Origin of the sequence: Rhizobium sp. Leaf453 (assembly GCF_001425605.1) — a bacterium.
Taxonomy (GTDB): Bacteria; Pseudomonadota; Alphaproteobacteria; order Rhizobiales; family Rhizobiaceae; genus Pararhizobium.
Genome location: NZ_LMRG01000009.1, coordinates 36,089 through 62,455, shown reverse-complemented (window position 1 = coordinate 62,455; position 26,367 = coordinate 36,089). Strand labels below are relative to the sequence as shown.

The window sequence follows — 26,367 nt, the reverse complement described above, 5'->3', positions numbered from 1 at the left end:
TTTGCGATTTCCAGCAGCCGATCATCCTATCTCTACAAAAATAATAGAAATTGACATCGCCGAAGCAGCGGCTATTTTTTCACCGGATTTCAAGATGATGCCGGGAATACCCGCCCGTGATCCCGGCATCGGCAACCGAAAAGTGGATGGGATTATGAGCCTTCGCATCAATGATATTGCCCCGGATTTCACCGCCGATACGACGATCGGCGAAGTCAGCTTCCACGACTGGATCGGCGATGGCTGGGCCGTGCTGTTCTCGCATCCGAAGAATTTTACCCCGGTCTGCACGACCGAACTCGGCGCGATGGCCGGTCTGGAGCAGGAATTCCTGAAGCGCGGTGCCAAGGTCATCGGTATTTCCGTCGATCCGGTCGAAAGCCACTCGAAGTGGAAGCAGGACATCAAGGTCGCCACCGGCTTCGACGTCGATTATCCGCTGATCGGTGACAAGGAACTGAAGGTCGCCAAGCTCTATGACATGCTGCCAGCCGCCGCCGGTGACACATCGGAAGGCCGCACGCCCGCCGACAACGCGACGGTTCGCTCCGTCTTCGTCATCGGCCCGGACAAGAAGATCAAGCTGATCCTCACCTACCCGATGACGACCGGCCGCAACTTCGCGGAAATCCTGCGCGCCATCGATTCCATCCAGTTGACCAGCAAGCACCAGGTCGCGACGCCGGCAAACTGGCAGCAGGGCGACGATGTCATCATCACCGCCGCCGTCTCGAACGAAGATGCCGTCACCCGCTTCGGCGCTTACGAAACAGTGCTGCCCTACCTGCGCAAGACTAAGCAGCCGGCGGCCTGAGAAGGTTCGCACGGAAGCTTTGAAGAAGCTGAGCGGCTCAAACTGCTGATACAATTCAAAGCTGACTATCTGACGGAGATTGACCCCATCCTCCGTCATCCTCGCCCTCGTGGCGGGGATCCAGCGACCTGACGTCTGTCGGGTCAAAAGACTCTTTCAGCTCAAGGACTTGAGCTGGCTGGATTCCTGTGACAAGCACAGGAATGACGGACCTGGTGGAATCTGCGGAATATCAATAGTCTGCCGCCTCACCAGAGGCGCCCATCGTTAGCCCCGATCAACCCGCCAGCCATCTTTCCAGGAAATACGACATTTGCGGGCGCCACCACTGCCAGTCGTGGTTGACATCTTTGCCCCAGTAATCGACCCAGGCCGGGATGGACTTCTGTTGCAGCACGGCTTCGAGCGCGCGCGTCTCTTCCAGCATCTCGTCTTCCCACGCCCCCTGCCCGCAGCAGAATATCAGGCGTAGATTGCGGATCTGCCGCAGAACCTGCCCGTCCTGCAGGTTGGCGAGATAGTCGAGTGGCGAATTGAAGTAAATCGAGCCCTCGAGGCTGGATCCGAAGAAGTGCTTGGTCGAGTAGACCCCACTCAGCGCGATGACGCCGGCGCCGAGCCAGGGAAAGCGCAGGAGGAAATTGGTCGCGTGAAACGCGCCCATCGAGCATCCCGTCAAAAGCGGCCGGATATCGTTGCCACCGTTCGCCTCGCCGCTGACCCGTGCGATCTCGGGCATGACCTCATCGCTGATATAGCGAAAATAGGCCTGATGCCGTTCGATCCTGTGCTGGAGATCATCGTCCTTGCTGAAGAACGTTTCGCCGTCGATCCCGTCGACGGTCCAGACCTGGATCTTGCCTGCCTCGATGAAACCCTGCAGTTCAGCAATCATGCCGGAATCTTCATACTGAAAGAACCGGCCGTTGGACGTCGGGAAGACCAGCAAGGGGCGCCCCGCATGGCCGTAGACCTTGTATTCCATCGGGCGATCGAGATGCCCGCTATGATCATTATGGTACGAAACGCGCATGGCTCAGACTTTGGTTTCCTGAATGAACGCCACGATCTCCCGTACCTCGTCGAGGTCCTCAGACCGGAACTGGTAGGCGAAATCACCCATAGCACGTCGGAATACCGTTTCCACCTCCTGATATTTAACGAGCTTTTCATGCCAGCGGCCGACGATCTCGTGGTGGGTGTATTTGTAGTCCAGTCGATGCTTGCGGCTGGCATAGCCGGTGAAATACTTGCCGGGGAACGGCCCGCCGACACGATTGAGCGCCACCATGCCGGCCCACTCACGGTAGACATCCATATCGTGGGTATAGTTGATCGCATCCGTCATCCAGGCGCCGGGCGGCCGCATGTTGACTTCCAGCGCGATGATTTTGCCGTCGCGCTTGCGCTTGAAAAGCTCGATGTGGAAGAAGCGCTCGCGGATATCCATGGCTTTCAGGATATTGCGGCCCGCTTCCTCGACCTCGGGATCGATCGACGGAAGGCAGAAATAGTAGAGGTGGGAATCGGTGTTCACGACCTCCATGATGCTCTGCTCGAAGCGATGGCTGGTGGCGAATTCCACATTGCCGTACCTGTCGATCAGGCCGTCATAGGTCAGGATGATCCCGTCGACATATTCCTCAAGAATGAAGGAGATGTCCGAAGGCTTGTTACTGAAGAAGCTGTCGAACTCCCGGGCCGTCGAGATCTTGTAGGTCATGCTGGCGCCGGAGCCGAGATCCGGTTTGACTACGATCGGGTATCCGACCTGATCGATGAAGGCTTGCGCGCTCGCCTTGTCCGAGCTTTTCAGATGCGCGACGGTGGCGACGCCGCTGCGGTTGAAATAGTCCTTCATTCGGGATTTCTGTTTGAGATTGTCGATGAAATCCAGCTTGGTCCCGTAGATATTGAAGTCCGTCCGAATGCGCGCCTCAAGCTCCAGCCAGTGCTCGTTCAGGCTCTCGAAGCGGTCGATCTTGCCATACTGGTGGATGAAATAACCGACGGCACGAATGACCTCGTCATCATCCTCCATGTCGCCGACGCGGTAATATTCGGTGAGCGAGGCCCTGAGTTTTTCGGAGAGAGCATCATACGGCGTATCGCCGATGCCAAGCACCCGCACGCCGTTGAGGCTTAGATGATAGCAGAACTCTGCATTGTAGGCGGGAAAGTGCGGAGAGAAGAAAATGAAATTCAAGGGATTCCCCTTTATTGCATAGACTTAATAGTCAATTCTTCCCTCATCTCCCCGTAGATGTCCATCAGCAACCGGGCATCATTTGAAGCCGGTCATCGCCATACCGGCCACGAACTGTTTCTGCGCCATGAAGAAAGCGATCACCACCGGCGCCATCGAGATGATCGAGGCCGCCATCATCAGCGTCCAGTGACCGGAATATTGCTGCTGGAACAGCGCCAGCCCGACCGTCAGCGTCGTCTTGTCCACGTCGGACGGCAGATAAATCAGCGCCGAGAACAGATCGTTCCACGACACCATGAAGGCGATGATGGCGAAGGCCGCCAGCGCCGGCTTGGCGAGCGGCAGGTAGATCGTGAAGAAAATCCGCGCCAAGGAGGCCCCGTCCATCCGCGCGGCTTCGGCGAGTTCCAGCGGGATGGTGCGAAAATACTGGCGCATCAGGAAGGTGCCGAAGGCGCCGCCCAGGAAGGACGGAATATAGAGCGGTGCCTGCGTGCCATAGAGGCCGATGGTCTTGAAGATGATGAATTGCGGGATCGCCGTGACCTGCGCGGGCACCATCAGCGTGACCAGCAGCAGGGCAAAGAGGATATTGCGTCCCGGAAAGCGGACGATGGCGAACATGAAGGCGGCCATGGAGCATGTCAGCAACTGGCCAAGCGTCGAGATCAGCGAGATCTTCAGGCTGTTCCAGATCAACAGATGGAACGGCATGATCTCGAACAGGCGGGTGTAGTTGCCAAGCGTCGGCTGCTGCGGCAGAAGCCGCATGTCGAACTGTTCCGCCATCGGCTTGAGGCTGGTCGAGAGCAACCAGACGAACGGCCCGAACATGGCGACCGCTCCCAGGCAGAGAGCAAGGAACGCGGCCCAGTCGTTGCGGCGCATGCGCGTCATTGCTCGCCCCATTTCTTCTCGATGCGGAAATAGATGAGGGTCAGAAGCAGGATCATCGCCGTCAGCACGATCGCCTGCGCGGCGGCATCGCCCATCCGGAAGAAGCGGAAGCCGTTGCGATAGATGGAAAAGACCAAAGTCGGCATCGTGGAGTTGCCGTTGCCGCTGCGGGTCAGCACGAAGATATAGTCGAAGGCCTGGAAGGCATTGATCGTCGTCAGCACGCTCTGGAAGAAGATGCTCGGCGCCAGGGCCGGCAGCGTGACGAAACGCAGCCGCTGCCAGGCCGTCGCACCATCGAGCCGCGTTACCTCGTAGAACTCTTTCGGGATCGCCTGCAGCCCGGCGAGAAAGATGATCATGCCGCTGCCGATCGCGCCCCAGACATTGACGATGACGACCGAATAGAGCGCCATGCGCGGCCCCAGCCAGTTGACGGAGTCCGCTCCGACCAGCGACAGCCCGGCGTTCAGCACACCGCTATCCGGCGCATAGATCCATTGCCACAGTAGACCGGTCGCCGTCGGCGAACAGACAGCCGGCAGGAAGAACATGACCCGGAACCAGCCGATGCCGGCTATCGGACGGTTGAGCCCCATCGCGATCAGCATCGACAGGACGACCGTCATCGGCACGTAGAGTGCAGCAAACGCCAGCGTGTTCCACAGTGCCTTCATGAACAGGCGATCCGACGGCAGGTCGGCATAGTTGCTCAGGCCGGCCGAGACCGGCGACGTCAGCAGGTCCCAGTCGGTGAAACTGAGAGCGAGCGTCGCCAGGATCGAGCCGAAACTCGCCAGCAAGAGCCCGGCGAGCGTCGGCAGGAGAAAAGCCAGCACCCACCAGCGTTCCGATCCCATCGGCCGGAGCGAGCCCATATTACTTGTTCCGGGCGAGCACGTCGTCGCCGTTGGCGACCGCCTCCGCAAGCCCGTCTGCAACCTCCATCTCGCCCGACCAGATCATCGTCAGCGCATCGCCGACCGCACTCGACCATTCTTCATATCCCTTGAAGACAGGCTTCGGCTTGGCGTAATCGAGCGCCTTGACGAAGAGGGAGTGGTCGATCTTGGTCGTCTGCTGGAGATAGGCGGGACCTTCGGCGATCGCCTGGCGCACCGGAATCGCCAGTCCGATCTTGGCAAGCTCCGTCTGGCCCTTTTCGCCGAAGGCATATTTGGCGAAAGCCCAGGCCTCGTCGGGATGCTTGCTGCCCTTGGCAATCACGAAGCCGGCTGAATTGACCGATGTGGCGCGGCCCGCCGGACCTTTCGGCATGGGCGCGATATCCCATTTGAAAGCGAGCGGGCTGTAATCCGGCACCGTCCAGTGACCGGAAACGCCCATGGCGGCGATACCGGCGTAGAAGCCGTCGGTGCCATATTGCTGCAGTTGCAGTTGTGTCGGCAGAGACTTGTCGGTCAACCACATGTCGGAGAGGAACTGGAAGGCGGCCGTCGCTTCCGGTGAGGAAATCAGCGTCTTGCCGGCCGGTGGATCGACGACATCGCCGCCAAAGGCCCAGACGAGCGCACCCCAGAGCGGCTCCATGTCATAGGCTTCTGCCCAGAAACCCCATTGGTCGGTCTTGCCGTCGCCGTTCTTGTCGAGCGTCAGCTTGGCGGCGGTTGCCCTCAGATCGTCCCAGGTCCAGCTGTCGGTGGGATAGGCGACGCCTGCCGCGTCGAACATATCCTTGTTGTAGTGGAGCACGATCGTCTGGAAGTCGCGCGGCAGGCCGAAGTAGCCTTCTGGCGTTTCATAGGCCTTCAGCGTGATCGGATAGACGCCGTCGAGAATGCCCTTCTCCTTGTCGATATAAGGCTGCAGGTTGAGCAGGACGCCGCGCGACTGCCAATCCTTGTAGAGCGGCGCATCCATGGCGAAGACATCCGGCGGCGTGCCGCCCGCCATCTTCACCTTGAGCTTTTCCCAGTAGCTGTCCCAGTCAGAGGCTTCGACATTGACCTTGATGCCGGGGTGTTCGGCCTCGAAGGAACGGGCGACGGCATTCCACGCCTCGACCTCCTGCGGGCTGCCCCAGAACTGATAGGTGATCTCGGTATCGGCCCAGCTCGCGGGCGCCGACAACAGCAGGGAAAGAACAGTGCCATACAATAATTTCATTGCGTTACCCTCTTCTTGGTCCCGCGCGATGGCCCTTTTCCTCTGGGCATGCCGGGATGTTTATCGTTCCTGTGCTTCTGCCGGTTCGCCTGTTCTTCGTTGGCTTGAACCTGCAATCTCATGTCAGCCGATGCGGTTGCCGCTTTCCGCCTCGAACAGATGCTGTTTGTCCGCACGCGGATTGAGGTGGATGACATCGCCACGCACGAGGCTCGGCCGATCCGTGAACAGCGCCGTCATGGCAATCCCGTCGCTCTCGCCCATCACGAAGGTCGCATGGCCGGTGCTTTCAACGGCGGTCACCCTCAGATCGATGGCTCCCGGCGCTTCTGCCGGGACGAGGTCGAGATGTTCCGGACGAACGCCCCAGATGACCGGACCCGTTGCCGCGACCGGTGCCGGCACCGAGAGGTTCGGCGACAGCCGGATCGAACCATTCGCCGCGTCCCCCTTGATCAGGTTCATCGCCGGCGAGCCGATGAAGCCGGCAACGAAAGCATTGGCGGGTTTGTCGTAAAGATCGAGCGGCGCGCCAGCCTGCTCCAGCCGCCCGGATCGTAGCACCACGATGCGGTCGGCCATGGTCATGGCTTCCACCTGGTCATGGGTCACGAAGATCGAGGTCGAACCGAGACGGTCATGCAGCGCGCGGATTTCCGCTCGCATCTGCACCCGCAGCGAGGCATCGAGGTTGGACAGCGGTTCGTCGAACAGGAAGACGGCCGGCTGGCGCACGATCGCCCGGCCCATGGCGACACGCTGGCGCTGGCCGCCCGAAAGCTGCTTCGGCATGCGGTCGAGATAATCGACGAGGCCGAGAATGCCGGCCGCCTCGCGAACCCGGGTCTCGATTTCCGCCTTCGGCGCGTTGCGCAGCTTCAGCGAGAAGCCCATATTGTCGCGCACCGTCATATGCGGATAGAGCGCGTAGTTCTGGAACACCATCGCCAGATCGCGTTCCTTCGGCTCGACGTCGTTGACGACGCGGCCGGAGATGGAAATCGTACCGCCGGAGATTTCCTCCAGTCCCGCGATCATCCGCAAGAGGGTCGACTTGCCGCAGCCGGACGGACCGACCAGCGCAACGAACTCGCCATCGGCGACATCGAAGCTGACGCCATGCATCACCTGCACGTTGGCATAAGCCTTGACCAGATTGTCGAGTGATACCTGAGCCATGGAATTCCTTTCAGTGCATGTCGGCTGCACGGGGCTGCGGCGGATGCGGTATAGGGTAGAGAACGCAACCCACTCACCCTCATTGCCGGGCTTGTCCCGGCAATCCAGCGACCCGACGTCCGTCGGGTCGAGGAAAGCTCTTTCAGCCCAAAGACTTGGGCTGGCTGGATTCCTGTGACAGGCACAGGAATGAGGGAGTATGGGGCTGCGCCGGCGCCCAGGAGATACGTTGTCGATTGTCGTGAAGCCGTTCATCACACCTCTCACCGATAAGCGGGCAAGTAATTGCCGTGGGCAGCGATCAACTTGTCGCAGAGGGCGCGGATTTCATCGAGCGACAACTCGGCACCGGTATGCGGATCGAGGGCTGCGGCGTGATAGATGTGATCGCGACGACCCGTCAGTGCCGCCTGAACGGTCAGTTCCTGGACGTTCAGCGACATGCGCATGATGCCAGCAAGCTGCGGCGGCACCGAACCGACGCGCACCGGCTGGATGCCGTTGCGGTCGACATGGCAGGGCACCTCGACCGCCGCATTGGTCGGCAGGTTGTCGATCAGGCCGTTGTTGCGGACATTGCCGTAGATCAGGTAGTTCGTGCCGGTCACCATGCCGTGGATGATCGCCGAGGCATATTCGTTGGAGCGGCAAACCTCGAGCGGCTTGCCGGCATCCTCCAATTCCTTGCGCAACACATGCCAGTCGGCGATCTGGTCTTCGCAGCGGGTGATGTATTCGTCGAGCGGCAATTGGTATTTCGCCAGCAGGTCCTCGCGGCCGCGCTTGATGAACCAGGGCGTATACTCGCTGAAATGGATCGAGCTTTCAGTGACGAAATGGCCGAAATGCTTCATCGTCTCCCAGCGCACCGCGTCGTCCCGGTCGTAATCGCCACTCTCCGCCTTGGCGCGCAGCCGGGGATAGAGGTCCTCGCGGCGCCCGTCCTTGTGGCGCTTCTCGAACTTGGTGAAGAAGGCCACATGGTTGAGGCCGGCGCAGCGGAAATCGATATCGGCAATATCCTCGCCGAGCGAACGGGCGAGATAATTCGACGTGTCCTGCACCGAATGGCAGAGGCCGACATAGCGGATATCCGGAAAGGCTTCCGCCATGGCCCAGGAATTCATCGCCATCGGGTTGACGTAGTTCATCATCAGCGCATCCGGGCAGACGTCACGCATGTCGCGGGCGATATCGAAGATCACCGGAATGGTGCGCAGCGCCCGAAAGATGCCGCCGATGCCGAGCGTATCGGCGATCGTCTGGCGAAGGCCAAATTCCTTCGGAACCTCGAAATCCGTCACCGTCGCCGGCTTGTAGCCGCCGACCTGCATCATCAGGATAACGAAATCGGACCCCTTCAGCGCCCCACGACGATCGGTGAAGGAGGCTATCTTCAAATCCTTCAATCCCAACGTATCGCCGATCCGCCGCGCCATGATTTCCGAGGTCGACAACCGTTCTACGTCGATATCCATCAGGGCGATCTCGCTATCGGCGAGATCGGGGTTCGACAGCACATCGGACAGGATGTTCTGGGCAAAAACGGTGCTGCCGGCACCGATCAGGCAGATCTTGGCCATTGCAGTTCCTCTTACTGGAGAACGACGACTTTGCTCAGATGGCGCGGCTGGGCCGTGTCCATGTTCTTCTGGTTGGCGACGCGCTCGCCGATGATCTGCAGCGCCGGCAGGAGTTCGAGCGCGCGGGCCGGACCGGCCTGCGACAACGGGATCGACAGGTCGCCGGGGCCGCCCAGACCGATGACATGCGCGCCCAAGGCCTGCACTTCGCGGGCAACCTTTGCCTCGTCTTCCAGCGTCTCCGGCGAATAAAGGATAACGACGACGGACTGGCTGTCGATCAGGCTTATCGGGCCGTGGCGATATTCCAGCGGATGGAACGCCTGGCTGAAGGTGATCGACATTTCCTGCAGCTTCAGGCAGCCCTCGGTCGCCATTCCGTAAAGCGGGCCAGCGCCGAGATAGACGTAATGGGTGCGATCCTTGATCAGCGGCACGGCGGCTTCGGCGGCAGCAAGCGCCGCATGAGCTTCGGCCACGGAACCCAGCTTGACGCCGGCCATGCGCAGGCCTGCGAGCAGCATCAGCGAGGCCGATACCGTCATGACGATGCCTTCCTCGCCATGCGTCGGTAGGTAGACGGCGATATCGGCGGCCTTGAGGATCGTTGTGTCCGGCTCGCAGGAAATGGCGATGGTCTTCATGCCGGCCTTGCGCGAGGCCTCGACAGCCTGGACGGTCTCGGTCGTGGTGCCAGAGCGGGAAATGCCGATGACGCAGACATCGGAGAGATCGACGACATAGTCACCGGGGCGCACCGCCCATTCCGCACCCGGCACCGCGACGGCCGGCTGGCCATTCTGGTTAAACGCTACGGCGATGGTCTGGGCAAGATAGAAGGACGTGCCGCAGCCTGTCACGACGACGGTCTTGGCAGAGACCTTCGGCAGCGGCTGGACGAGTGCCTTTTCCCAGAAGGGGAATTGTTCCTTGATGACTTTTTCGGTCAGATTCATGTCTGCAGTCCTTTATTTGCTCGCACCGGCCATCAGGCCCTGCACGAGGAAGCGATTGAGGAAGAGCACCAGCAGGGCGGGCGGTACGATCGCCACGATCCCGGCCGCGTTCATGAGGCCGTAGTCCACATAGTTGCGGGTTACGAATTCGGGAATGAGCACCGTCAGCGGCTTGGTGCTCAGGGTCGGAGAGAAGACCAGCGGAACCATGAACTGGCCCCAGGCCGAGAGAAACGTCAGGATCGCCGTCGCCATCAAGCCCGGTCCGGCGAGCGGCAGGACGATGCGCACCAGCGTGTAGAGCTTGGAAGCCCCATCCAGCCAGGCCGCCTCTTCCAGTGACAACGGCATGGCCTGATAGACGCTGCGCATCAGCCACAGGGCCAGCGGCAGAAAGGCGGAGACATAGATTAGCGTCACGCCGAGATAGGTATCGACCAACCCTGCCCCGATCATGATCCGGTAGAGCGGGATCATCACCGTATAGGCAGGCACGCCGAGCGTCGCGACGATCAGCACGAACATCGTGTCGCGACCGGGAAAGCGAAGCCGGACGAAAGCCCAGGCGCCGAAGGCGGCGATCACCACCGTCACGACCGTGGCCAGAAGCGAGGTCAGCACGCTGTTGAACAGGGCGCGCGAAAACTGCGGCCAGACCGACTGCACTTCATTGCCCTGGCTGGTCGACGTCGCGCCGAACAGCTTGCCGTAATGTTCCAGCGTGATCTGCTGCGGCCAGAGGTGCAACTGATCGCTAACCAGCGCATTCGGCGGCGTCAGTGACGTGACCAGCGACCAATAGACCGGGCCGAGCGACCAGAGGATCAGAACCGCACAACCGAGATAGAAACCAAGCCGCCGCATCAGTCGAACCTCGTCTCTTTGTAGACGCGCAGGACATAGAGCGCCGAGACCGCCAGCGATGCGATCATCGCCAGGATCGACAGGGCCATGCCGAGCGAGAATTTCAGGTTCTGGAAGGCCATCATGTAGACCTGAACCATGATGCTGCGGGTATCCATCGAGCTGCCGTTGAGGATCCAGGCTTCATCGAACAGATTGAAGGCGAAGACCGTGGATTGGCTGAGCGCGATGGCGAGACCGCTTGATATCAACGGGAGGGTGATCAGCGAGAACTGCCGCCACGGTGTTGCACCATCAAGCCTTGCGGCCTCATACAGGGTGAACGGAATGGATTGCAGCGCTGCAAGCAGGATGATTGCGGTCAGCGGCATCATGCGCCAGGCATGCACGACCGAGACCAGCACCAGTCCCGTGAAGCGATCGTTGAACCAGACCTGGTTTTCCGAAATCAGCCCGACGGATTGCAGCAGGCCGTTCAGCAGGCCGTAGCTCGGATTATAGATCCAAAGCCAGATGATGGCATTGACCACCGGCGGCAGGCACCAGGGAAGGATGACGATCGCAAGCAGCCAGCGGCGTGCGCTGCCGGATCGGTTGAGCAGCAAGGCGGCAGCAAGACCGCCGAGCGTTTCGATGGTGACGGAGATCACCACATAGACCAGCGTATTGGTCCAGCTCTGCAGCACGTTCGGATCGGTCATCAGGGCGATGTAGTTGCGAAGGCCGACGAACGGCGTTCCCATTTTCATCGGCTCGACGCGGAAGAAGCTGTCAACCACGGTGACGATCAGGGGCAGGATAACCAGCCCACCCATGATCAGGATGATGGGGGCGGAAAGCCACAGCCCCAGCCGCGCCTCCCGTCCCAGGAAGGCGCGCTTCGATACGAAGCTGGATGTCATGTTACTGCTGCGCCTCTTCGGCCGCGGCAGCGATCGCCTTGACGGCATCATCCACCGAGATCTGGCCCTTGGCCGCGGCGTTCAGGTTGGTCGCGACGGCGCCGGAAAATTCCGGATACCAGCCAGGAGTGCCACCGGCAAACAGCGGCTCGACGACACCGGCCTGCTCAATCAGCACGTCGCCCTGCTTGAGCTTGCCCTCGTCGTTCAACTGCTTGAGCACCGACAGGCGCGTCGGCAGGTTGCCGAGCTTGGTATAGTTGTCGATCATCGTGTCGGCATCGAGCATCCAGTTGATGAACGCATGTGCCGTTTCCTTGTCGCCGGCCGAGACGGGAACGCCGAGCGCGCCCGGCAGACCGATGGTCCGCGACTTGCCATTCACGTTCGGAACGAGAGCGGCTGCGGCATCCTCCGCTACCTGCGATTTCGAGGCGTCGGTGTAGACAGCGAGGTTTCCGGCCCAGCCGGCAATATCGAAGGTGATCTTGCCCGACTTGAACAGCTCCTGGATTTCGACATCCTTCAGCGAGGTGGCGGCCGGATCGATCAGGCCGTCCTTCAGCGCGGCGACCTCGAAGGCCATCGCCTTGTAGCCGGCACTTTCGGGATCGACGAACAGCGGCTTCAGATCGGCATCGAACAGATCACCGCCAAATGCCTTGGTCAGCAGGTACCAGGCGGTCGCCGATCCTTCGGTTGCCGAAAGCGGCAGGCCGATCGGATGTTCGACGACGCCCTTTTCCTTGATCGCCTTGGCTGCGGCCAGCAATTCATCCGGCGTCGTCGGCGCGGTCGCGATACCGGCCTTTGCCAGATGGCCCTTGTTGTAGATCATCACGCGGAAATCGTTGTTGTAAGGAACACCGATCAGCTTACCGTCGAAGGTGAAGATCGAGGTGGTTGGCAGGTCGGCCTTCATCTCGTCGGTCAGGATGCCGGAGAGGTCGTCATACCAGCCGGCGCTGCCGAACTGGCCGACCCAAGACCAGTCCATTTCGGTCGCCGAAGCCGGAGCCTTGCTCGCCATCATCGAGGTGACGATCTTGGTGCGGATCTCGTCCCAGCCGAGCGTCTGGATATCGAGCGTGCCGCTAGTCTTGGCGGTGTATTTGTCGGTCATCTCCTTCGGGAGCGTGACCCATGGCGGCAGCAGCACGGGAAGCGCATCTGCGGCAACAGCCATGATGGGGGTGAATGCGGTTGTGAGGCCGAGCGCAAGCGCGGCGGAAAGCAAGGTGCGACGTTTCATTTCAGCTGTTCTCCTGTTTTTGCTTATTGATTCTTAAAATGCGCGGCGACGGATCGGATAAAGCCGGCATCGGCTGGCCAACCGGCCAGTTTGGCGGCCCGCCAGAGCGCCCCTCCGACTGGCGGAAGCCTTGGCGCCATCGGCGACCCGAGGTGTCGTTCGACTTCCTGCCGGATCAGCCGTGAGCGAAAGACACTTCCGGCATGTGACCAGGCGAGCGATGGCTGACCGAAGGCGCGCCGGGCGGCAAATCCCAGATCCGCCAGAAACTCAGCCGCCTCTTCCAGAATTGCGATCGCCGTTGCATCACCGGCATCGGCCAGCGCATCGACCGTGCGCGCCAGATCGGCAAAGCCGGACCGCGCATTGTCCTGACCATAGGCCCAGCCGATCAGCTGCGTCTCATCGACCCCGCAAGCAGCAAGGATCGTGCGCGCAAATTCCGGCCCATCGCGGCGGCCGTCGAGCGCCTGCGTCGCCATGGACAGAGCCTGCCGGCCGATCCAGTAAGCGGAGCCCTCGTCTCCGAAAGCATCACCCCAACCACCAGAACGCAGATTTTTGCCGCCGACCTTGGCCCAGGCCATGCTGCCGGTTCCTGAGAGCACCAGAACGCCGTCTTCACCGGCAAAGGCGCCATCGCAGGCGACTTCGACATCGTTGAGCACGAGATGCGGGCAATCGAAAACCGAAGCCGCCACCGCACGCTGCCGCTCGCTGATCGCATCGACCTCGCCATGCAGGGGAAGCCCCAGAACCACGGCGGCAATCGACTGTCCTTCACCCAGAACGTCGGCAACCGTGCGAAGATGGTCGACCCATTGATCACCAGCCATCGGATCGAAGCCGGGGCCGGTCCACTGGCGCAGCACCTGCCCGTCCTGATCCGCAATCGCGGCCAGCGTCTTGGTGCCACCGGAATCGAGCCCCAAGACGACGCTCATCGCGCGCCGCCCGGCTGTTCGGCCTGCCGCACCGAGACGCCGATGGCCTCGATCCGCTCGACCCATTCCGCCGACATCTCGTCATCGGTGACGACGGTATGCAGGTCGCTGAGCGGTGCAACGCGATAAGTGAGCCTCTGGCCGAACTTGCCGCAATCGGCCAGCAGGATGCGCTGTTCGGAACGCGCCAGCATCACCGAGTTGAGCCGCGCTTCGTTCTCGTCGAGCGAGCTGAGATACCCATCCTCGGCAATGGCGCCCGCGCCGAGGAACAGCTGGCGGAACCAGAGGCGCTGCAGCATTTCCTCGGCCAGCGGACCGACCATCGAGGAGTTTTCCTTGCGCAACTGCCCGCCGAGAACCGTCACTTTGACGCCCTCGACATCAATCAGCATCTGCGCCGCTGGCAGGCAATTGGTGAAGACGTTGAGAGGGATCGGATTGACGCGGATGCGGCGTGCCAGTTGCAGCACGGTCGTGCCGGAATCGAGAAAGATCGAGGAGCCGGGCTGCAACATTTCATAGGCGAGATCGCCGATAGCGCGCTTGGCAGCCAGCGACTGTGCCTCGCGCTGCTCGAACGCCACTTCGACCTGGAATTCCTCCGCCAGACGGGCGCCGCCATGGGTGCGTAGGATGACACCCTGCTCTTCCAGCTCGGCAAGATCGCGCCGCAATGTCGGCACTGAAGCGCCGACGGCCTGGGCGATCGACACGATCGGCGAGGAGCCATTGGAAAACAGATATTGGCGGATGGCCTGGGCGCGGTCGTTCTTCATGTCGAGCAATCTTTTCTTTCAACCTGTCCCAAAGATTGCCGACAAAAGAATCATTGTCAATCATATTTTTGATCGTTATTGATCGTTTTAGAAATCTATATCGGGAGGGCCTCATGTCCACGCAATTGCTTCGATCCCTACCGACCCTTCACCGGGAAGGCGCATCCATCGGCGTCACGTCCGTGTGTTCGGCCCATCCGGAGGTGATCCGCGCGGCGCTGTCGCTGGGCCGCCACATGGGGCAACCCGTGTTGATCGAGGCGACCTGCAATCAGGTCAATCAGGACGGCGGTTATACCGGCATGACGCCGTCCGGTTTCCGCTCATTCGTTGAAACCATCGCCGACGAGACCGGCTTCGACCGATCCGGCCTGATTCTCGGCGGAGACCATCTCGGCCCCAACCCCTGGAAGAACCTTCCGGCCGAACAGGCACTCGACAAGGCCCGCAAGATGGTCGCGGCCTATGCCGAAGCCGGATTCGAGAAGATCCATCTGGATTGCTCGATGGGCTGCAAGGGCGAGCCACTGGCGCTGGACGACGAGGCAACCGCCGCCCGCGCCGCCGATCTCTGCGCCATCGCCGAAGCCCATAGCCCGGTCGAGCCCGTCTACATCATCGGGACGGAAGTTCCTGTCCCGGGCGGAGCGCTGGAAGAGGTGGAACATTTGCAGGTCACCTCGCCCGAGGCGGCGCTGACCACGGTCGATATCCATCGCAATGCCTTTGCCGCCCGCAACCTGCAGGCTGCCTTTGAGCGCGTTGTCGGCCTCGTCGTCCAGCCGGGGGTCGAGTTCGGCAATCAGAATGTCGTCGGTTATGTGCCGGAAGCCGCTCAGGCGCTGTCGGCAAGCCTCGCCCGGATGCCGAACCTCGTCTTCGAGGCCCATTCCACCGATTACCAGACGCTGGAGGCGCTCAGCGCTTTGGTGCGGGACGGTTTCTCCATCCTGAAAGTCGGCCCGGGCCTGACCTTTGCACTGCGCGAGGCCTTGTACGGACTGGACCTGATCGCCGCCGAACTCGACAACACCGCCCCCCAACTGAAGCCGGCGATGGAAATGCTGATGCAGGCGGAGCCGGGGTATTGGGCGAACTACTATCCGGGCTCACCAGACGAGCAGCGCATCCAGCGCCATTTCAGCTATTCTGACCGCATCCGCTACTACTGGACCCATGCGACCGCACAGAAAGCTGTGGGCGAACTCTTTATCCGGCTCGGCGACAGGTCACTACCGGAAACGCTGATCAGCCAGCATCTCGCCAACGCCTGGCCGGAGGTGATGACAGGCCAAACGCAGCCCACGGCGATGGCGCTGGCGCAGGCGGCTGTGACAAGAGTTCTGCGGACCTATGCGCTTGCCTGCGGACACGGGACGATGCAGGGTCTTCAGAAGCCGGACTGAGACCCGCTTTTTGGATGGCGACAATCGATACGTGAAGTCGCACATAAGACCCCGAACAGACCCCAATACCGATTGTTTGACGAAAGACGCTCCCCACTCTCCGTCATCCCCGCCCTTGTGGCGGGGATCCAGCGACCCGACGTCCGTCGGGTCAAAAGACTCTTTCAGGATGACTGAGCTGGCTGGATGCCCGTGACAAGCACAGGCAAGGCGAAGGGAATGGCATGCCCGTCCTTCCAAATCCGAGTGTACAAATTCGACCGCTATCTGAACCCCGTCATAAACGACGTCAGGTTGGCACCGAGTTCGTCGCAGAGATAACCGCCCTCCTGAACGATAACCGTCGGCAGGCCGAGGCTGGAAATCGCCTCGGCGATCAGGGCAAAGCCCGGTGTCGAGACGGACAGGCCACCGAAGGGATCGCCTTCGAAGGCATCGAGGCCGAGAGCAACCACGAGGGCATCCGGCGCATAGGCCTCGATCCGCCGGTTGGCCACCTCCAGCGCTTCGAGGAACCCGGCATCGGCGGTCTTGCGCGGCAGCGGCAGGTTGAGATTGTAACCAAGACCGGCGCCTTCGCCACGCTCGTCGGCATGGCCCCAGAAGAAGGGATAGAAGCGCACGGGATCGGCATGCAGCGACACCGTCAGCACATCGCTGCGGCCATAGAAGATGCCCTGCGTTCCGTTGCCATGGTGCAGGTCGACATCGAGGATGGCGACACGTTTCGATGAACCAAGCAGATGCTGGGCGGCAATGGCCGAATTGTTGAGAAAGCAGAATCCGCCCGCCACATCAGCAAAGGCATGGTGGCCCGGCGGACGGCAGAGCGCATAGGCCGAACGCGCGCCCGCCATCACCGCTTCCGCAGCCTCGACCGCGCTCCACGCGCTCCAGCAGGCGCTACCCCAGGTATCTGCGGAGATCGGGCAGGCCGTATCGGCCATATGATAGCCGGCTTGCCCCACGGCCGATGCCGGATAACGGCCGCTGCGGGCCAAGGGGTGAATGTTCGGAATGACCTCTTCCGAAGCACCTTCGATCCGCCGCCAGCGCAGAAAAATGTTTTCGAGGAACTCGATATATTCCGGCGTATGAATTGCGGCGATCGGCTTGAGGCCATGATCGCGCGGTCGAACGATCTCCGATCCGGCCGCGCGGGCACCCGCCAACAGCCGTTCGATCCGTTCCGGCTTTTCCGGATTCGGTTGCGCGGCACCGCTGGAGAGAAACATCTTCGGATCATGTTTCCGCTGCTCGTCGGCAAAAAACGTCTTCATTGCTCAAACCCCGCTTTCATGCAGTCCTGCCAGCGATTGGAACGCATCGCCATAGGCGGCATGAATGCGCTCCTGCCGCGACCAGGAAAGCCCCAGCCGCTCGTAGAAATGCTGGGCGGAAACATTCTTTTCATCGACGGACAACCGCAGATAGGTCCCGCCTTGCTCACGCACATGGGCCGCGGTGTGGCGTATCAGGGCGATGCCGACGCCGGCGCCGCGAAACCGCTCATCGACCACGATGTCCTGGATATAGGCGCCCCGCTCACCGCGCCAGGTGGAGAAGCTGGGGAAGAAGAGGCACATGCCGGCAAATACGGGCAAAGCCGAAGACCCCTCCCCAACCCCTCCCCACAAGGGGGAGGGGCTAACTTGCCGCTGGCCTCTGCGACTATCACCCTCCGGAAATACACTATCAGTGATGTTCCAAGGGTCGGCGACCAGGTTAAGCCCCTCCCCCTTGTGGGGAGGGGTTGGGGAGGGGTTCTTTGCTTCAGCAATCAACACCTCGAAAGCCGGCCGCACCCCAAAGCCATGCCGGCGAATGTCCTCAATAGTAGAGGTGACCTTGCCTTCAGACCCGAGATGCTTGGCGATTTTCAAAAGGCCGGCATGGATCAGCCCGGCATCCTCTGCCGTCGCAAGGCGAATATGAATGGTATTCTCCGCGCTATCGACCATCAGAAAGCTACCCTATCGCCGCCCTTCAGCGCCAGCATGGCGCGCGCCTCATCAGGTGTCGCGATCTCAAGCGATAGCGCTTCGAGAATGGTGCGGATGCGGCTCACCTGATCGGCATTGGATTTCGCCAGTTCGCCGCGCCCCAGATAGAGACTGTCCTCCAGCCCGACACGGACGTTGCCGCCCATCGCGGCGCCCATGGTGATCAACGGCATCTGCTGGCGGCCGGCGGCGAGAACCGAAAAGCGATAGTCCGCGCCGAACAGCTTGTCGGCGATCCTCTTCATATGGCTGAGATTGTCGGGATCGGCGCCGATACCGCCGAGAATGCCGAGCACGAACTGGATGAACAGCGGCCCTTTCACCAGCCCGCGATCGTAAAAATGCTTCAGCGAATAGAGATGGCCGACATCGTAGCATTCGAATTCGAAGCGCGTGCCGCAGCCTTCGCCCAACCGTTTCAGGATATCCTCGATATCGGCGAAGGTGTTCTTGAAGATGGTCCCGCGCGTCGCTTCCAGAAGCTGCGGCTCCCAGTCGTGCTGCCATTCCATGCCGGGCCTTGCCAGCGGGAAGATGCCGAAATTCATCGAACCCATGTTGAGCGAGCACATTTCCGGCTGTGCCTGCAGCGCTGCCGCCAGCCGGTCGTCAAGCGTCATCAGCGAACTGCCGCCGGTGGAAATGTTGATGACGGCATCGCTCGCCTGCTTGATGCGCGGCAGGAATTGCATGAACACCGCCGGGTCGGCGGTCGGCCTTCCATCGGCAGGATTGCGGGCGTGCAGGTGCAGGATCGATGCGCCCGCTTCGGCCGCCGCTATCGCCTGTTCGGCAATCTGATCCGGCGTCACCGGCAAATAGGGGCTCATCGAAGGCGTATGGACGGAGCCGGTGACGGCGCAGGTGATGATGACCTTGTTCTTCATGACCTCACCCGTTGACCGGCAGGTTGAGTTCGCGGGCCAACTGCTCGAAGCTGTCTCCGAGAATACCGACCATCTCCATCACCTCATCACGCGTGATGATCAACGGCGGCGCGAGGATCAGATTGTCGACCTCGTAACCATCGCCGCGAATCCGGCGGGAATAGAGGATGAGGCCCTTGTCATAGGCGATGTCGAGCAGCCGCTGGTTGGTCGCCTGCGCCTTCGGGAAAGGCGTGAAATTCACGGGATCGGCCACGAGATCGGCACCGATCAGCAGGCCTTTGCCGCGCACCCCGGCAATGAAGGGGAAACGCTTGGACAGACCTTCCAACTCGGCCTTGAGCAGTTCGCCCATCGCCGCCGCATTGGCCTCAACGCCGAGCCTCTCCATCTCTTCCAGAACAGCCAGACCGGCCGCGCAGGCGAGAGGATTGCCGGCATAGGTATAGCCATGCTGGAAGCCACCCATGTCGAGCACCGGCTTCACCAGTTTTGCCGACGCAGCCATCGCGCCGAGGGCCGCATAACCGGAGCCGATACCCTTCGACAAGGTGATGATATCCGGCTTGCAATTCCAGTGATCCCCGCCGAGATAACGGCCGGTGCGCGCCGCGCCGCTCATCACCTCGTCGTGGATCAGCAGGATGCCGTATTTGTCGCCGATCTCGCGGATGCGCGGAAAGTAGCTGTCCGGTGGGACCAGTGCCGCCGTCGCCGCGCCGCCGATTGGCTCCATGATGAAGGCAACAACGCTCTCCGGCCCTTCGGCAAGGATTTTTTCCTCCAGCATGTCGGCGTAGCGCAGGCCGCGCTGTTCCATCGCCAGGTTGTCGCGGTCGCGGTAGGCCGTCGGCGCAGGGATGGCCGGCATCGGCTGGATCTGCGGCGCGAAGGTCTCAGTCAGCGCCAGGTCGCCGGTAATGCCGAGCGCTCCCATGGTACCGCCATGATAGGACGGGAAGCGGCAGATCACCTTCCAGCGGTTCGGCTGGTTCGTCGCCACCGCCCATTGCCGCGCCAGCTTGATCGCCGACTCCACCGCCTCGGACCCGCCCGAGACGAAGAAGATGCGATCGAGATCGCCCGGCATCTTCGCCGCCAGTTGACGGGCCAGATCTTCCGCCGGCTGGTTTTCGAAATGCAGCCGATAGGCAAAGCTGGTCTTGTCCAACTGCCGCTTCATCGCCTCGATCACATGCCGGTTGCCATGGCCGATATTGCTCACCATCGGCCCGCTCGAGCCGTCGATGAACCGCTTTCCATCCTGCGTCCAGAAATAGATGCCCTCGGCGCGGTCGACCAGCGGCCGGCGCAGGCGCGTGACGTAGAAGAGATGGGATGCAGGCCGCTCGGTCTGGATGTTCATGATGCTTTGCTCTGGTGGTTTATCGGTTGAGATAGCGGTTCAGCACGTTGGCGGTCACGCGCTCGACCATAGCGTCGCCGCGCTTGAGACCGGCAACCCATTCGCAGGTGCCGGCGTGAAAAACCTCGCCCTTGCCGCGCCTGAAATTGACGATCATGCCGTTGCTGTAACGGACCTTTTCCATATTTTCGTCATTGTCGTCGCCATACAGCGTCTCGGCGATGAAACGCCCATCCTCGTCGCCGAAGAACTGGTCCTCGACAGCCAGGATATCGCTTTCCTCCACTTGGCTCGCCATGCCCAAGGCCAGGATTTCCAGCCCACCGGGCGCGCCGCTGTCGACGGACGGGTAAGGCAGGCCGTGGCGAATCTCATAGGAAAGGCCGTCGACCTCGTAACCATAAATATGGCTGTCTGCGCCGAGAAGGTCGCCGTAGAACAGGCCCGTTCCGGCAAAGGCCCAGTGCCCGGGCCGGTAGACCGGAAACCCGCGCACGCCGCGCGGCGCGCATCCGCCCCAGCCAGCGTAGACGCCGTTGGTGGCGTTGAGCCCGAAGGTCAGCGCGCCGGGACGGCCGATCTCCGGCGCTTCCCAGGAATTGGTGGCGCGCGTCACGTCGCCGCCTTGGTAGACAGGGTCCTGTGCGCGGGCCACATATTTGTAACAGACCTGCCGGCGCCCCTCGTCCTCCAGCCGCGTCTGCCACATGAAATTCCCGGCAAAGCGCGCCACGTGCCCGCCGTTGTCGACATAGGCATCGACGGCATCGCGCATCTCCCAGCTCCAGTATTCGTCATGGCCGACGAAGACGACGCAGTCGTAATCTTCGAGAATGCCGGGATCGACATGCAGTTCGTGCTGGCTGGCGAGATCGACGCCGTAGCCCTGCCGCTCGGCCCAGCGGAAAAACAGGCTGTCATAGCTCGCCCAGCCGGAAGACGCATATTTCTTCGAATAGCCATTGGCATAGGCCCATTCCATATGCGGATAGCGCGGCACGGTGCCCGGCGGCAGCGAGACTTCCAGCGGCACGCGCGGCGCGTCCTGCGGCAAGACGACGAAACCACGGCAAAGCGGCCGCTCCACGCTGACGGTGGTGGCGAACTGGTCACGGTTCGGGCCGGTGATGCCCTGATAATGGTTCGATCCGCCCCAGGTATTATAGGCCGCCCAGGTTCCGGTCGCGGCGACCTGCAGAATGCGGCCAGGCTTGCGACCGGGCTTCGGCAGGACGATGATCAGGTGATGGCAGATGATCGGCTCTCCATCCCGGCCATCCGCTGTCAGCGTGATGCGGTAGGCGCCGGATGGCCAGCTTTCGTGAATTTGGAAAGAGAACGTCGGCTCCCAGCCGCAGCCGAGAACGGAAACCTGATCCGGCGTCTCCTGCCACCGGGTGGTAATCCCTTCCGCGCCGTAGACGCTCGTCTCGTCACCACCGTCGCGGATGATCTCCAGCTGGCACGATGACGTCGTCGAACTGATGTGCAGATCAACCGTGGCGCCCGGCGCATAAGTCCACGACCGCGTGTAGCACCAGATCTCGCCACGAGCGCCATCCATCCCCGGATACTCATAGTAGTGCCCGCGCACGGCCTCGCGGCACTGTTCGACGCTCAGTCCGAAATCGGGAAAAACTTCGCCTCTGTCCGTCACCTGATGCCTCGTCGATCTACTGGTAGGGTCGATCAAACCACAATGGACTTGAGCAGACAAATACATTAGGTGAAGCCTCAGCATTCACGAAATGAATGAGGCGAACATGCCAACGCCAAGACGTCGCTTTGTCTGGGAGGTCGACTGGAACCTCCTACGCACCTTCACGGTCATCGTCGAGGAAAAGAGCCTGACGGCGGCGGGTAACCGGCTATTGCTGAAACAACCGACCATCAGCAATGCGCTGCGCCGCCTCGAAACCCACATGGCGTGCCGGTTGATCGATCGCTCCGCCAACCATTTCCGCCTGACGCCGGCCGGCGAGCGGCTTTATGCCGAATGCCGGACGATGCTCAACATCGTCACCGGTCTTCCAGACCTCGTGCGCGACGATCCGGACCTGGTGACCGGCCATGTCGAGATGGCATTTGCCAGCCATATCGAGTGCCCGTTTCTCGATCGCTATCTCGCCGATTTCCACAAGACCTTTCCGCGCGTTACCTTCTCGACCACCGTCTCCGCCAGCCAGAACGTCATCGACGCTGTTCTTTCCGGGAATGCCGGCCTCGGCATCTGCCTCGCCCATGACAAGCATCCCGAACTCGATTACGCCGTGCTCTACCGCGAGCATTTTGGCTTCTTCTGCGCACCCGGACATACCCTCTTCGGCAAGCCCGGCGTCGAGATACACGATCTCGCTGGCCTCGATTACGTCTCCTTCAAGACTGATCATCTCGGCGGCGCCCTGGCGCCGATCGCCCGGCTACGGCAGCGGGAGAATTTCACCGGCCAGGTGCTCGGCCTCTTTTCCAATCTGGAAGAGGTCAGGCGGCTGATCAAGGCGGGCTTCGGTTTCGGCCCGCTGCCGATCCATGTCGTGACCCCGGATATCGAGACCCGCCAACTCTGGCAGTTGCCGCCCTATGAAAACCCGCCGGCGGCCGACGTCTATCTGGTGACGAAACGCGCCAGCCGCACCAGCCGGGCCGAAACGCTTCTGGTCGAGCGCCTGCTGGCTGCCATCGAGGCGACGCCGCTTGCGGAGCGCACCTATCCGCAGGGGCTGGCTTCTTCGTCCGCTGAGTAACGCGCTTCATTCATCGGCGGAATGCTGCCGCTCGCATGTTTCGCTTCCGACCGACGGCGACCGTTACACCGCCGAGCCACAGCCTTTGATCTCCCTGCAATGCGTCGATCTGCATCTCCTGTTCAAGCACGTTCGTTATCGGGCATCGATAAACACGCTTGACGTCGCCTTTATGATTTGCACTATTGCTCAGATGTCAGACCAATTTGGTTTTAGCTGGAAGGCGGACGATGAAGCACAAGGATGCAAGAGCGGCCCTGACGCCCCTGCCCCCGGCCGACCGGGTCCAGCAGGTGACAGCTGCTCTTGCTGACTATATCCAGCGCTCCAATCTCGCTCCCGGCGATCGTTTGCCGGCCGAGCGGGAGCTGATGACGGCGCTTGCCGTCGGCCGCTCCACCATTCGCGAGGTCATTCGTCACTTTCAGGCGCTCGGTGTCATGGAAGCCCGCAAGGGCAGCGGCACCTATCTCCTGAAACCGATCAGCGGCGCGACCATCCACATGCCGTTGTCGCTGGACACGACCCATCTGCGCGACGTGCTGTTGAAGACCCTTGAAGTCCGCCGAGGGATCGAATGCGAGGCCGGCATGGTCGCCGCCCGCATGCGCACGGCGGGCGATCTCGTGACCATCGAGGAAAAGCTCAACGAGATGGAGCGGGTGCACCTGTCCAAGGGCACGTCCGGCCCGGAAGACCTCGCCTTCCATCTTGCCATCTATGATGCCACCCACAATCCACTGTTCAAGCAATTGCTCGAACAGATGCGCGGCGCCTTTGAGCAGTTCTGGGAAAAGCCGTTCGACCGGCCGGACTTCGCCCGCCGCTCCTTCCCGTTCCACCGCACACTTTTCAACGCCATCGCAGCCGGCGACCCCGACGCGGCGCGCGCGGAAACACTGAAAATCCTCGCCATCGTCGAGGAAGACATCAAGGAAATGTCCAAATGAGCAACGGGTTCGATCCGTTCGAAGAAGCCTCCCTCATCGTCGCCCACGACATGAGCAATGCCTATGACGCCGTCGTTCCGCCGATCGTGCAGACCTCGCTCTTCACCTTCACCGATTACGACGACATGGTCTCCTCCTATCGTGGCGAAAAAGTCCGCCCGATCTACACGCGCGGCCTCAACCCGACCGTGCGCATGTTCGAGGAGATGCTGGCCAGGCTCGAAGGCGCCGAGGATGCGATGGGCTTTGCCAGCGGCATGTCGGCGATCTCGTCCACCGTCCTGTCCTTCGTGCAGCCGGGCGACCGCATCGTCGCCGTCAAGCATCTCTATCCCGATGCCTTTCGCCTGTTCGGCACCTTCTTCAAGCGCATGAACATCGAGGTCACCTATGTCGATGGTCGCGACGAGGAGGAAGTCGCCAAGGCCCTGCCCGGCGCCAAGTTGCTCTATCTGGAAAGCCCGACAAGCTGGGTGATGGAGACACATGACGTCGCAGCGCTCGCGGCACTGGCGAAGAAACACGGTGTCATCACCACCATCGACAACAGCTGGGCAAGCCCGATCTTCCAGCAGCCGATTTCGCTTGGCGTTGATCTCGTCATCCATTCGGCCTCGAAATATCTCGGTGGGCACAGCGACGTCGTCGCCGGTGTCGTCGCCGGCTCGAAGGAACTGATCGGTCGCATCCGCGCCGAGACCTATCCCTATCTCGGCGGCAAGCTTTCGCCTTTCGATGCCTGGCTGCTCATTCGTGGCCTGCGCACCCTGCCGATCCGCATGAAGGCGCATGAGCAGTCGGCAACGGAGATCGCCAAGCGGCTGCAAGCCCATGATGCCGTCGAATCCGTGAACTATCCGGGCCTTGCCAACCAGCTGCCGCCCGGCCTCAAGGGCACGTCCGGCCTGTTTTCCTTCATCTTCAAGGAGGGCATCAACGTCCGCACATTCTCTGACCATCTCGACCTGTTCAAGCTCGGCGTCAGCTGGGGTGGTCACGAAAGCCTGATCGTGCCGGGCGAAGTGGTCCTTTCACAAAAAGCACAACCGAATTCCGCGGTCGCCTTCGGCATCAGCCCGCGGTCAGTACGGCTCCATGTCGGCCTGGAGGGAACGGAGGCCCTCTGGAGCGATATCGAAGCGGCAATCGCTGCCGCGTCAGTAGGCTGACAAGAAGAAGCAACCACCCAACAAAAAGGGGAAACGAACATGAGGAAACTGATTGCGGCGACATTGTTCGCCTCGCTGATGGCAGGCAGCGCGCTTGCCGATACCAAGCTCAAGCTGGTGGAAGTGATCACCAGCCCGGAACGCACCGAAACGCTGAAGTCGATCGTCGCCAAGTTCGAAGCGGCCAATCCGGGCACGACGGTCGAGGTCATCTCGCTGCCTTGGGGCGAAGCGTTCCAGAAGTTCGCGACCATGGTTTCGGCCGGTGAAATTCCCGACGTCATGGAAATGCCGGATACCTGGCTGTCGCTCTATGCCAACAACGGCATGCTCGAAAGCCTCGAGCCCTACCTGAAGGACTGGGAGCACACGCCGCAGCTGACCGATCGCGCGCTCGAACTCGGCCGCGACGTCAAGGACACGGCCTATATGCTGCCCTACGGCTTCTATCTGCGCGCCATGTTCTACAACAAGAAGATCTTCGCCGAAGCCGGCGTCGACGGCCCGCCGAAGACGATGGACGATTTCGTCGCAGCCGCCGAGAAAATCAAGAAGCTGCCGGGCAAATATGCCTATTGCATGCGCGGCGGCCCGGGCGGCCTCAATGGCTGGATGATGATGGGCGCCACGATGGCTGGCGACAACACATTCTTCAATGCCGACGGCACGTCGAAATTCTCGGAAGAAGGCTGGGTCAAGGGCTTCACCTGGCTCACCGACCTTTACAAGAACGGTTACGCACCGAAGGACAGCGTCAACTGGGGCTTCAACGAGATCGTCGCCGGCTTCTATACCGGAACCTGCGCCATGCTCGACCAGGATCCGGATGCGCTGATCGCGATTGCCGAACGTATGGATGCCGCGGACTACGGCATCACCACCATGCCGAAGGGTCCGTCGGGCAAGACCTTCCCGACGATCGGCTTTGCCGGTTGGTCGATGATGTCGGCCAGCGAAAACAAGGACCTGTCCTGGAAGCTGATCGCCACCCTCGAAGGCCCGGAAGGCAATGTCGAGTGGAACAAGAAGATCGGCGCCCTGCCGGCCCTGAAGTCCGCCGAGAAGGACCCGTTCTTTGCCACCGACCAGTTCAAGGGCTGGTTCGAGGAACTGGCGGACAAGGACGCCGTCCCGACCGTCATGCCGACCTATCTCGAAGAATTCGCCTTCTTCAAGGATTCGATGGCGATCAAGACCAGCCAGGAGGCCATGCTCGGCGATATCACGCCGGAAGACATGGCCAAGCAGTGGGCTGAATACATGACCAAGGCTCAGCAGAAGTTCCTGGCGAGCAAGTAAGTCAGGACTTTGCGCCTGTGAGCCCCTCCCCAACCCC

Annotated in this window: 24 protein-coding genes; 6 read left to right on the top strand and 18 right to left on the bottom strand. The window is 61.3% G+C overall.

Annotated features, from left to right (window positions below; translation table 11 throughout):
* Positions 1 to 154 precede the first annotated feature (154 nt).
* Positions 155 to 814 (top strand): peroxiredoxin, encoded by a 660-nt coding sequence (locus ASG68_RS12090; RefSeq protein WP_062578992.1) that lies wholly within the window; start codon positions 155 to 157, stop codon positions 812 to 814.
* Between the two features lie 277 nt (positions 815 to 1,091).
* On the opposite strand, the gene ASG68_RS12085 is transcribed toward ASG68_RS12090, so the two are convergent.
* From ASG68_RS12085 to ASG68_RS12025, 13 genes are all read right to left on the bottom strand, one after another.
* Entirely contained in the window at positions 1,092 to 1,847 is a 756-nt protein-coding gene (locus ASG68_RS12085; protein WP_062578990.1) for an esterase family protein, read from the bottom strand.
* A gap of 3 nt (positions 1,848 to 1,850) precedes the next feature.
* The gene (locus ASG68_RS12080) at positions 1,851 to 3,020 is read right to left on the bottom strand and encodes an ATP-grasp domain-containing protein (protein ID WP_062578988.1); all 1,170 of its coding nucleotides are present in this window, start codon (positions 3,018 to 3,020) and stop codon (positions 1,851 to 1,853) included.
* Positions 3,021 to 3,098: 78 nt separating this feature from the next.
* The gene (locus ASG68_RS12075) at positions 3,099 to 3,920 is read right to left on the bottom strand and encodes a carbohydrate ABC transporter permease (RefSeq protein WP_062578985.1); all 822 of its coding nucleotides are present in this window, start codon (positions 3,918 to 3,920) and stop codon (positions 3,099 to 3,101) included.
* On the bottom strand, positions 3,917 to 4,798 hold the full coding sequence (locus tag ASG68_RS12070) for a carbohydrate ABC transporter permease (protein ID WP_062578983.1): 882 nt from the start codon (positions 4,796 to 4,798) through the stop codon (positions 3,917 to 3,919). Before ASG68_RS12070 ends, ASG68_RS12075 begins: the two co-directional genes overlap by 4 nt.
* Position 4,799: 1 nt before the next feature.
* Positions 4,800 to 6,047, bottom strand: a complete 1,248-nt coding sequence (locus ASG68_RS12065; protein WP_082499467.1) for an ABC transporter substrate-binding protein — start codon at positions 6,045 to 6,047, stop codon at positions 4,800 to 4,802.
* A 123-nt stretch (positions 6,048 to 6,170) separates the two neighbouring features.
* The gene (locus tag ASG68_RS12060; protein WP_062578979.1) at positions 6,171 to 7,226 is read right to left on the bottom strand and encodes an ABC transporter ATP-binding protein; all 1,056 of its coding nucleotides are present in this window, start codon (positions 7,224 to 7,226) and stop codon (positions 6,171 to 6,173) included.
* Between the two features lie 263 nt (positions 7,227 to 7,489).
* The gene (locus ASG68_RS12055) at positions 7,490 to 8,809 is read right to left on the bottom strand and encodes an alpha-glucosidase/alpha-galactosidase (RefSeq protein ID WP_062578978.1); all 1,320 of its coding nucleotides are present in this window, start codon (positions 8,807 to 8,809) and stop codon (positions 7,490 to 7,492) included.
* An 11-nt stretch (positions 8,810 to 8,820) separates the two neighbouring features.
* Positions 8,821 to 9,765: an SIS domain-containing protein gene (locus tag ASG68_RS12050; protein WP_062578977.1), complete on the bottom strand. Its 945-nt coding sequence runs from the start codon at positions 9,763 to 9,765 to the stop codon at positions 8,821 to 8,823.
* Positions 9,766 to 9,777: 12 nt separating this feature from the next.
* A complete protein-coding gene (locus ASG68_RS12045) occupies positions 9,778 to 10,629 on the bottom strand; it encodes a carbohydrate ABC transporter permease (RefSeq protein ID WP_062578976.1) in 852 nt (283 codons plus the stop codon).
* Positions 10,629 to 11,531, bottom strand: a complete 903-nt coding sequence (locus tag ASG68_RS12040; RefSeq protein ID WP_062578975.1) for a carbohydrate ABC transporter permease — start codon at positions 11,529 to 11,531, stop codon at positions 10,629 to 10,631. Before ASG68_RS12040 ends, ASG68_RS12045 begins: the two co-directional genes overlap by 1 nt.
* A 1-nt stretch (position 11,532) precedes the next feature.
* Positions 11,533 to 12,783 carry an extracellular solute-binding protein gene (locus ASG68_RS12035; RefSeq protein WP_062578974.1) on the bottom strand — a complete coding sequence of 417 codons (1,251 nt, stop codon included), beginning with the start codon at positions 12,781 to 12,783 and terminating at the stop codon, positions 11,533 to 11,535.
* Between the two features lie 23 nt (positions 12,784 to 12,806).
* Complete coding sequence (locus tag ASG68_RS12030) at positions 12,807 to 13,727, bottom strand: N-acetylglucosamine kinase (protein ID WP_062578972.1); 921 nt, start codon at positions 13,725 to 13,727, stop codon at positions 12,807 to 12,809.
* Complete coding sequence (locus ASG68_RS12025; protein ID WP_062578969.1) at positions 13,724 to 14,506, bottom strand: DeoR/GlpR family DNA-binding transcription regulator; 783 nt, start codon at positions 14,504 to 14,506, stop codon at positions 13,724 to 13,726. Before ASG68_RS12025 ends, ASG68_RS12030 begins: the two co-directional genes overlap by 4 nt.
* Positions 14,507 to 14,619: 113 nt before the next feature.
* Between ASG68_RS12025 and ASG68_RS12020 the strand changes: the two genes are divergently transcribed.
* On the top strand, positions 14,620 to 15,912 hold the full coding sequence (locus tag ASG68_RS12020) for a D-tagatose-bisphosphate aldolase, class II, non-catalytic subunit (RefSeq protein ID WP_062604045.1): 1,293 nt from the start codon (positions 14,620 to 14,622) through the stop codon (positions 15,910 to 15,912).
* Positions 15,913 to 16,175: 263 nt separating this feature from the next.
* On the opposite strand, the gene ASG68_RS12015 is transcribed toward ASG68_RS12020, so the two are convergent.
* From ASG68_RS12015 to ASG68_RS11995, 5 genes are read right to left on the bottom strand one after another with little or no spacing between them, the layout of a single operon-like run.
* Positions 16,176 to 17,192 carry a histone deacetylase family protein gene (locus tag ASG68_RS12015; RefSeq protein ID WP_062578964.1) on the bottom strand — a complete coding sequence of 339 codons (1,017 nt, stop codon included), beginning with the start codon at positions 17,190 to 17,192 and terminating at the stop codon, positions 16,176 to 16,178.
* A gap of 3 nt (positions 17,193 to 17,195) precedes the next feature.
* Positions 17,196 to 17,873 carry a GNAT family N-acetyltransferase gene (locus ASG68_RS12010; RefSeq protein ID WP_062578962.1) on the bottom strand — a complete coding sequence of 226 codons (678 nt, stop codon included), beginning with the start codon at positions 17,871 to 17,873 and terminating at the stop codon, positions 17,196 to 17,198.
* On the bottom strand, positions 17,873 to 18,802 hold the full coding sequence (locus tag ASG68_RS12005; RefSeq protein ID WP_062578960.1) for a 3-keto-5-aminohexanoate cleavage protein: 930 nt from the start codon (positions 18,800 to 18,802) through the stop codon (positions 17,873 to 17,875). Before ASG68_RS12005 ends, ASG68_RS12010 begins: the two co-directional genes overlap by 1 nt.
* A 4-nt stretch (positions 18,803 to 18,806) precedes the next feature.
* The gene (locus ASG68_RS12000; RefSeq protein ID WP_062578957.1) at positions 18,807 to 20,168 is read right to left on the bottom strand and encodes an aspartate aminotransferase family protein; all 1,362 of its coding nucleotides are present in this window, start codon (positions 20,166 to 20,168) and stop codon (positions 18,807 to 18,809) included.
* 19 nt (positions 20,169 to 20,187) lie between these two features.
* The gene (locus ASG68_RS11995) at positions 20,188 to 21,825 is read right to left on the bottom strand and encodes a N,N-dimethylformamidase beta subunit family domain-containing protein (RefSeq protein ID WP_062609736.1); all 1,638 of its coding nucleotides are present in this window, start codon (positions 21,823 to 21,825) and stop codon (positions 20,188 to 20,190) included.
* Between the two features lie 106 nt (positions 21,826 to 21,931).
* On the opposite strand from ASG68_RS11995, the gene ASG68_RS11990 reads away from it, so the two are divergent.
* The 4 genes from ASG68_RS11990 (at position 21,932) to ASG68_RS11975 (ending at position 26,330) form a co-directional block, all read left to right on the top strand.
* On the top strand, positions 21,932 to 22,912 hold the full coding sequence (locus tag ASG68_RS11990; RefSeq protein ID WP_062579106.1) for a LysR family transcriptional regulator: 981 nt from the start codon (positions 21,932 to 21,934) through the stop codon (positions 22,910 to 22,912).
* Between the two features lie 230 nt (positions 22,913 to 23,142).
* On the top strand, positions 23,143 to 23,862 hold the full coding sequence (locus ASG68_RS11985; protein ID WP_062578953.1) for a FadR/GntR family transcriptional regulator: 720 nt from the start codon (positions 23,143 to 23,145) through the stop codon (positions 23,860 to 23,862).
* Positions 23,859 to 25,031, top strand: a complete 1,173-nt coding sequence (locus ASG68_RS11980) for a PLP-dependent transferase (protein WP_062578951.1) — start codon at positions 23,859 to 23,861, stop codon at positions 25,029 to 25,031. Before ASG68_RS11985 ends, ASG68_RS11980 begins: the two co-directional genes overlap by 4 nt.
* Before the next feature lie 39 nt (positions 25,032 to 25,070).
* A complete protein-coding gene (locus tag ASG68_RS11975; protein ID WP_062578949.1) occupies positions 25,071 to 26,330 on the top strand; it encodes an ABC transporter substrate-binding protein in 1,260 nt (419 codons plus the stop codon).
* The last annotated feature ends 37 nt before the right edge of the window (positions 26,331 to 26,367 follow it).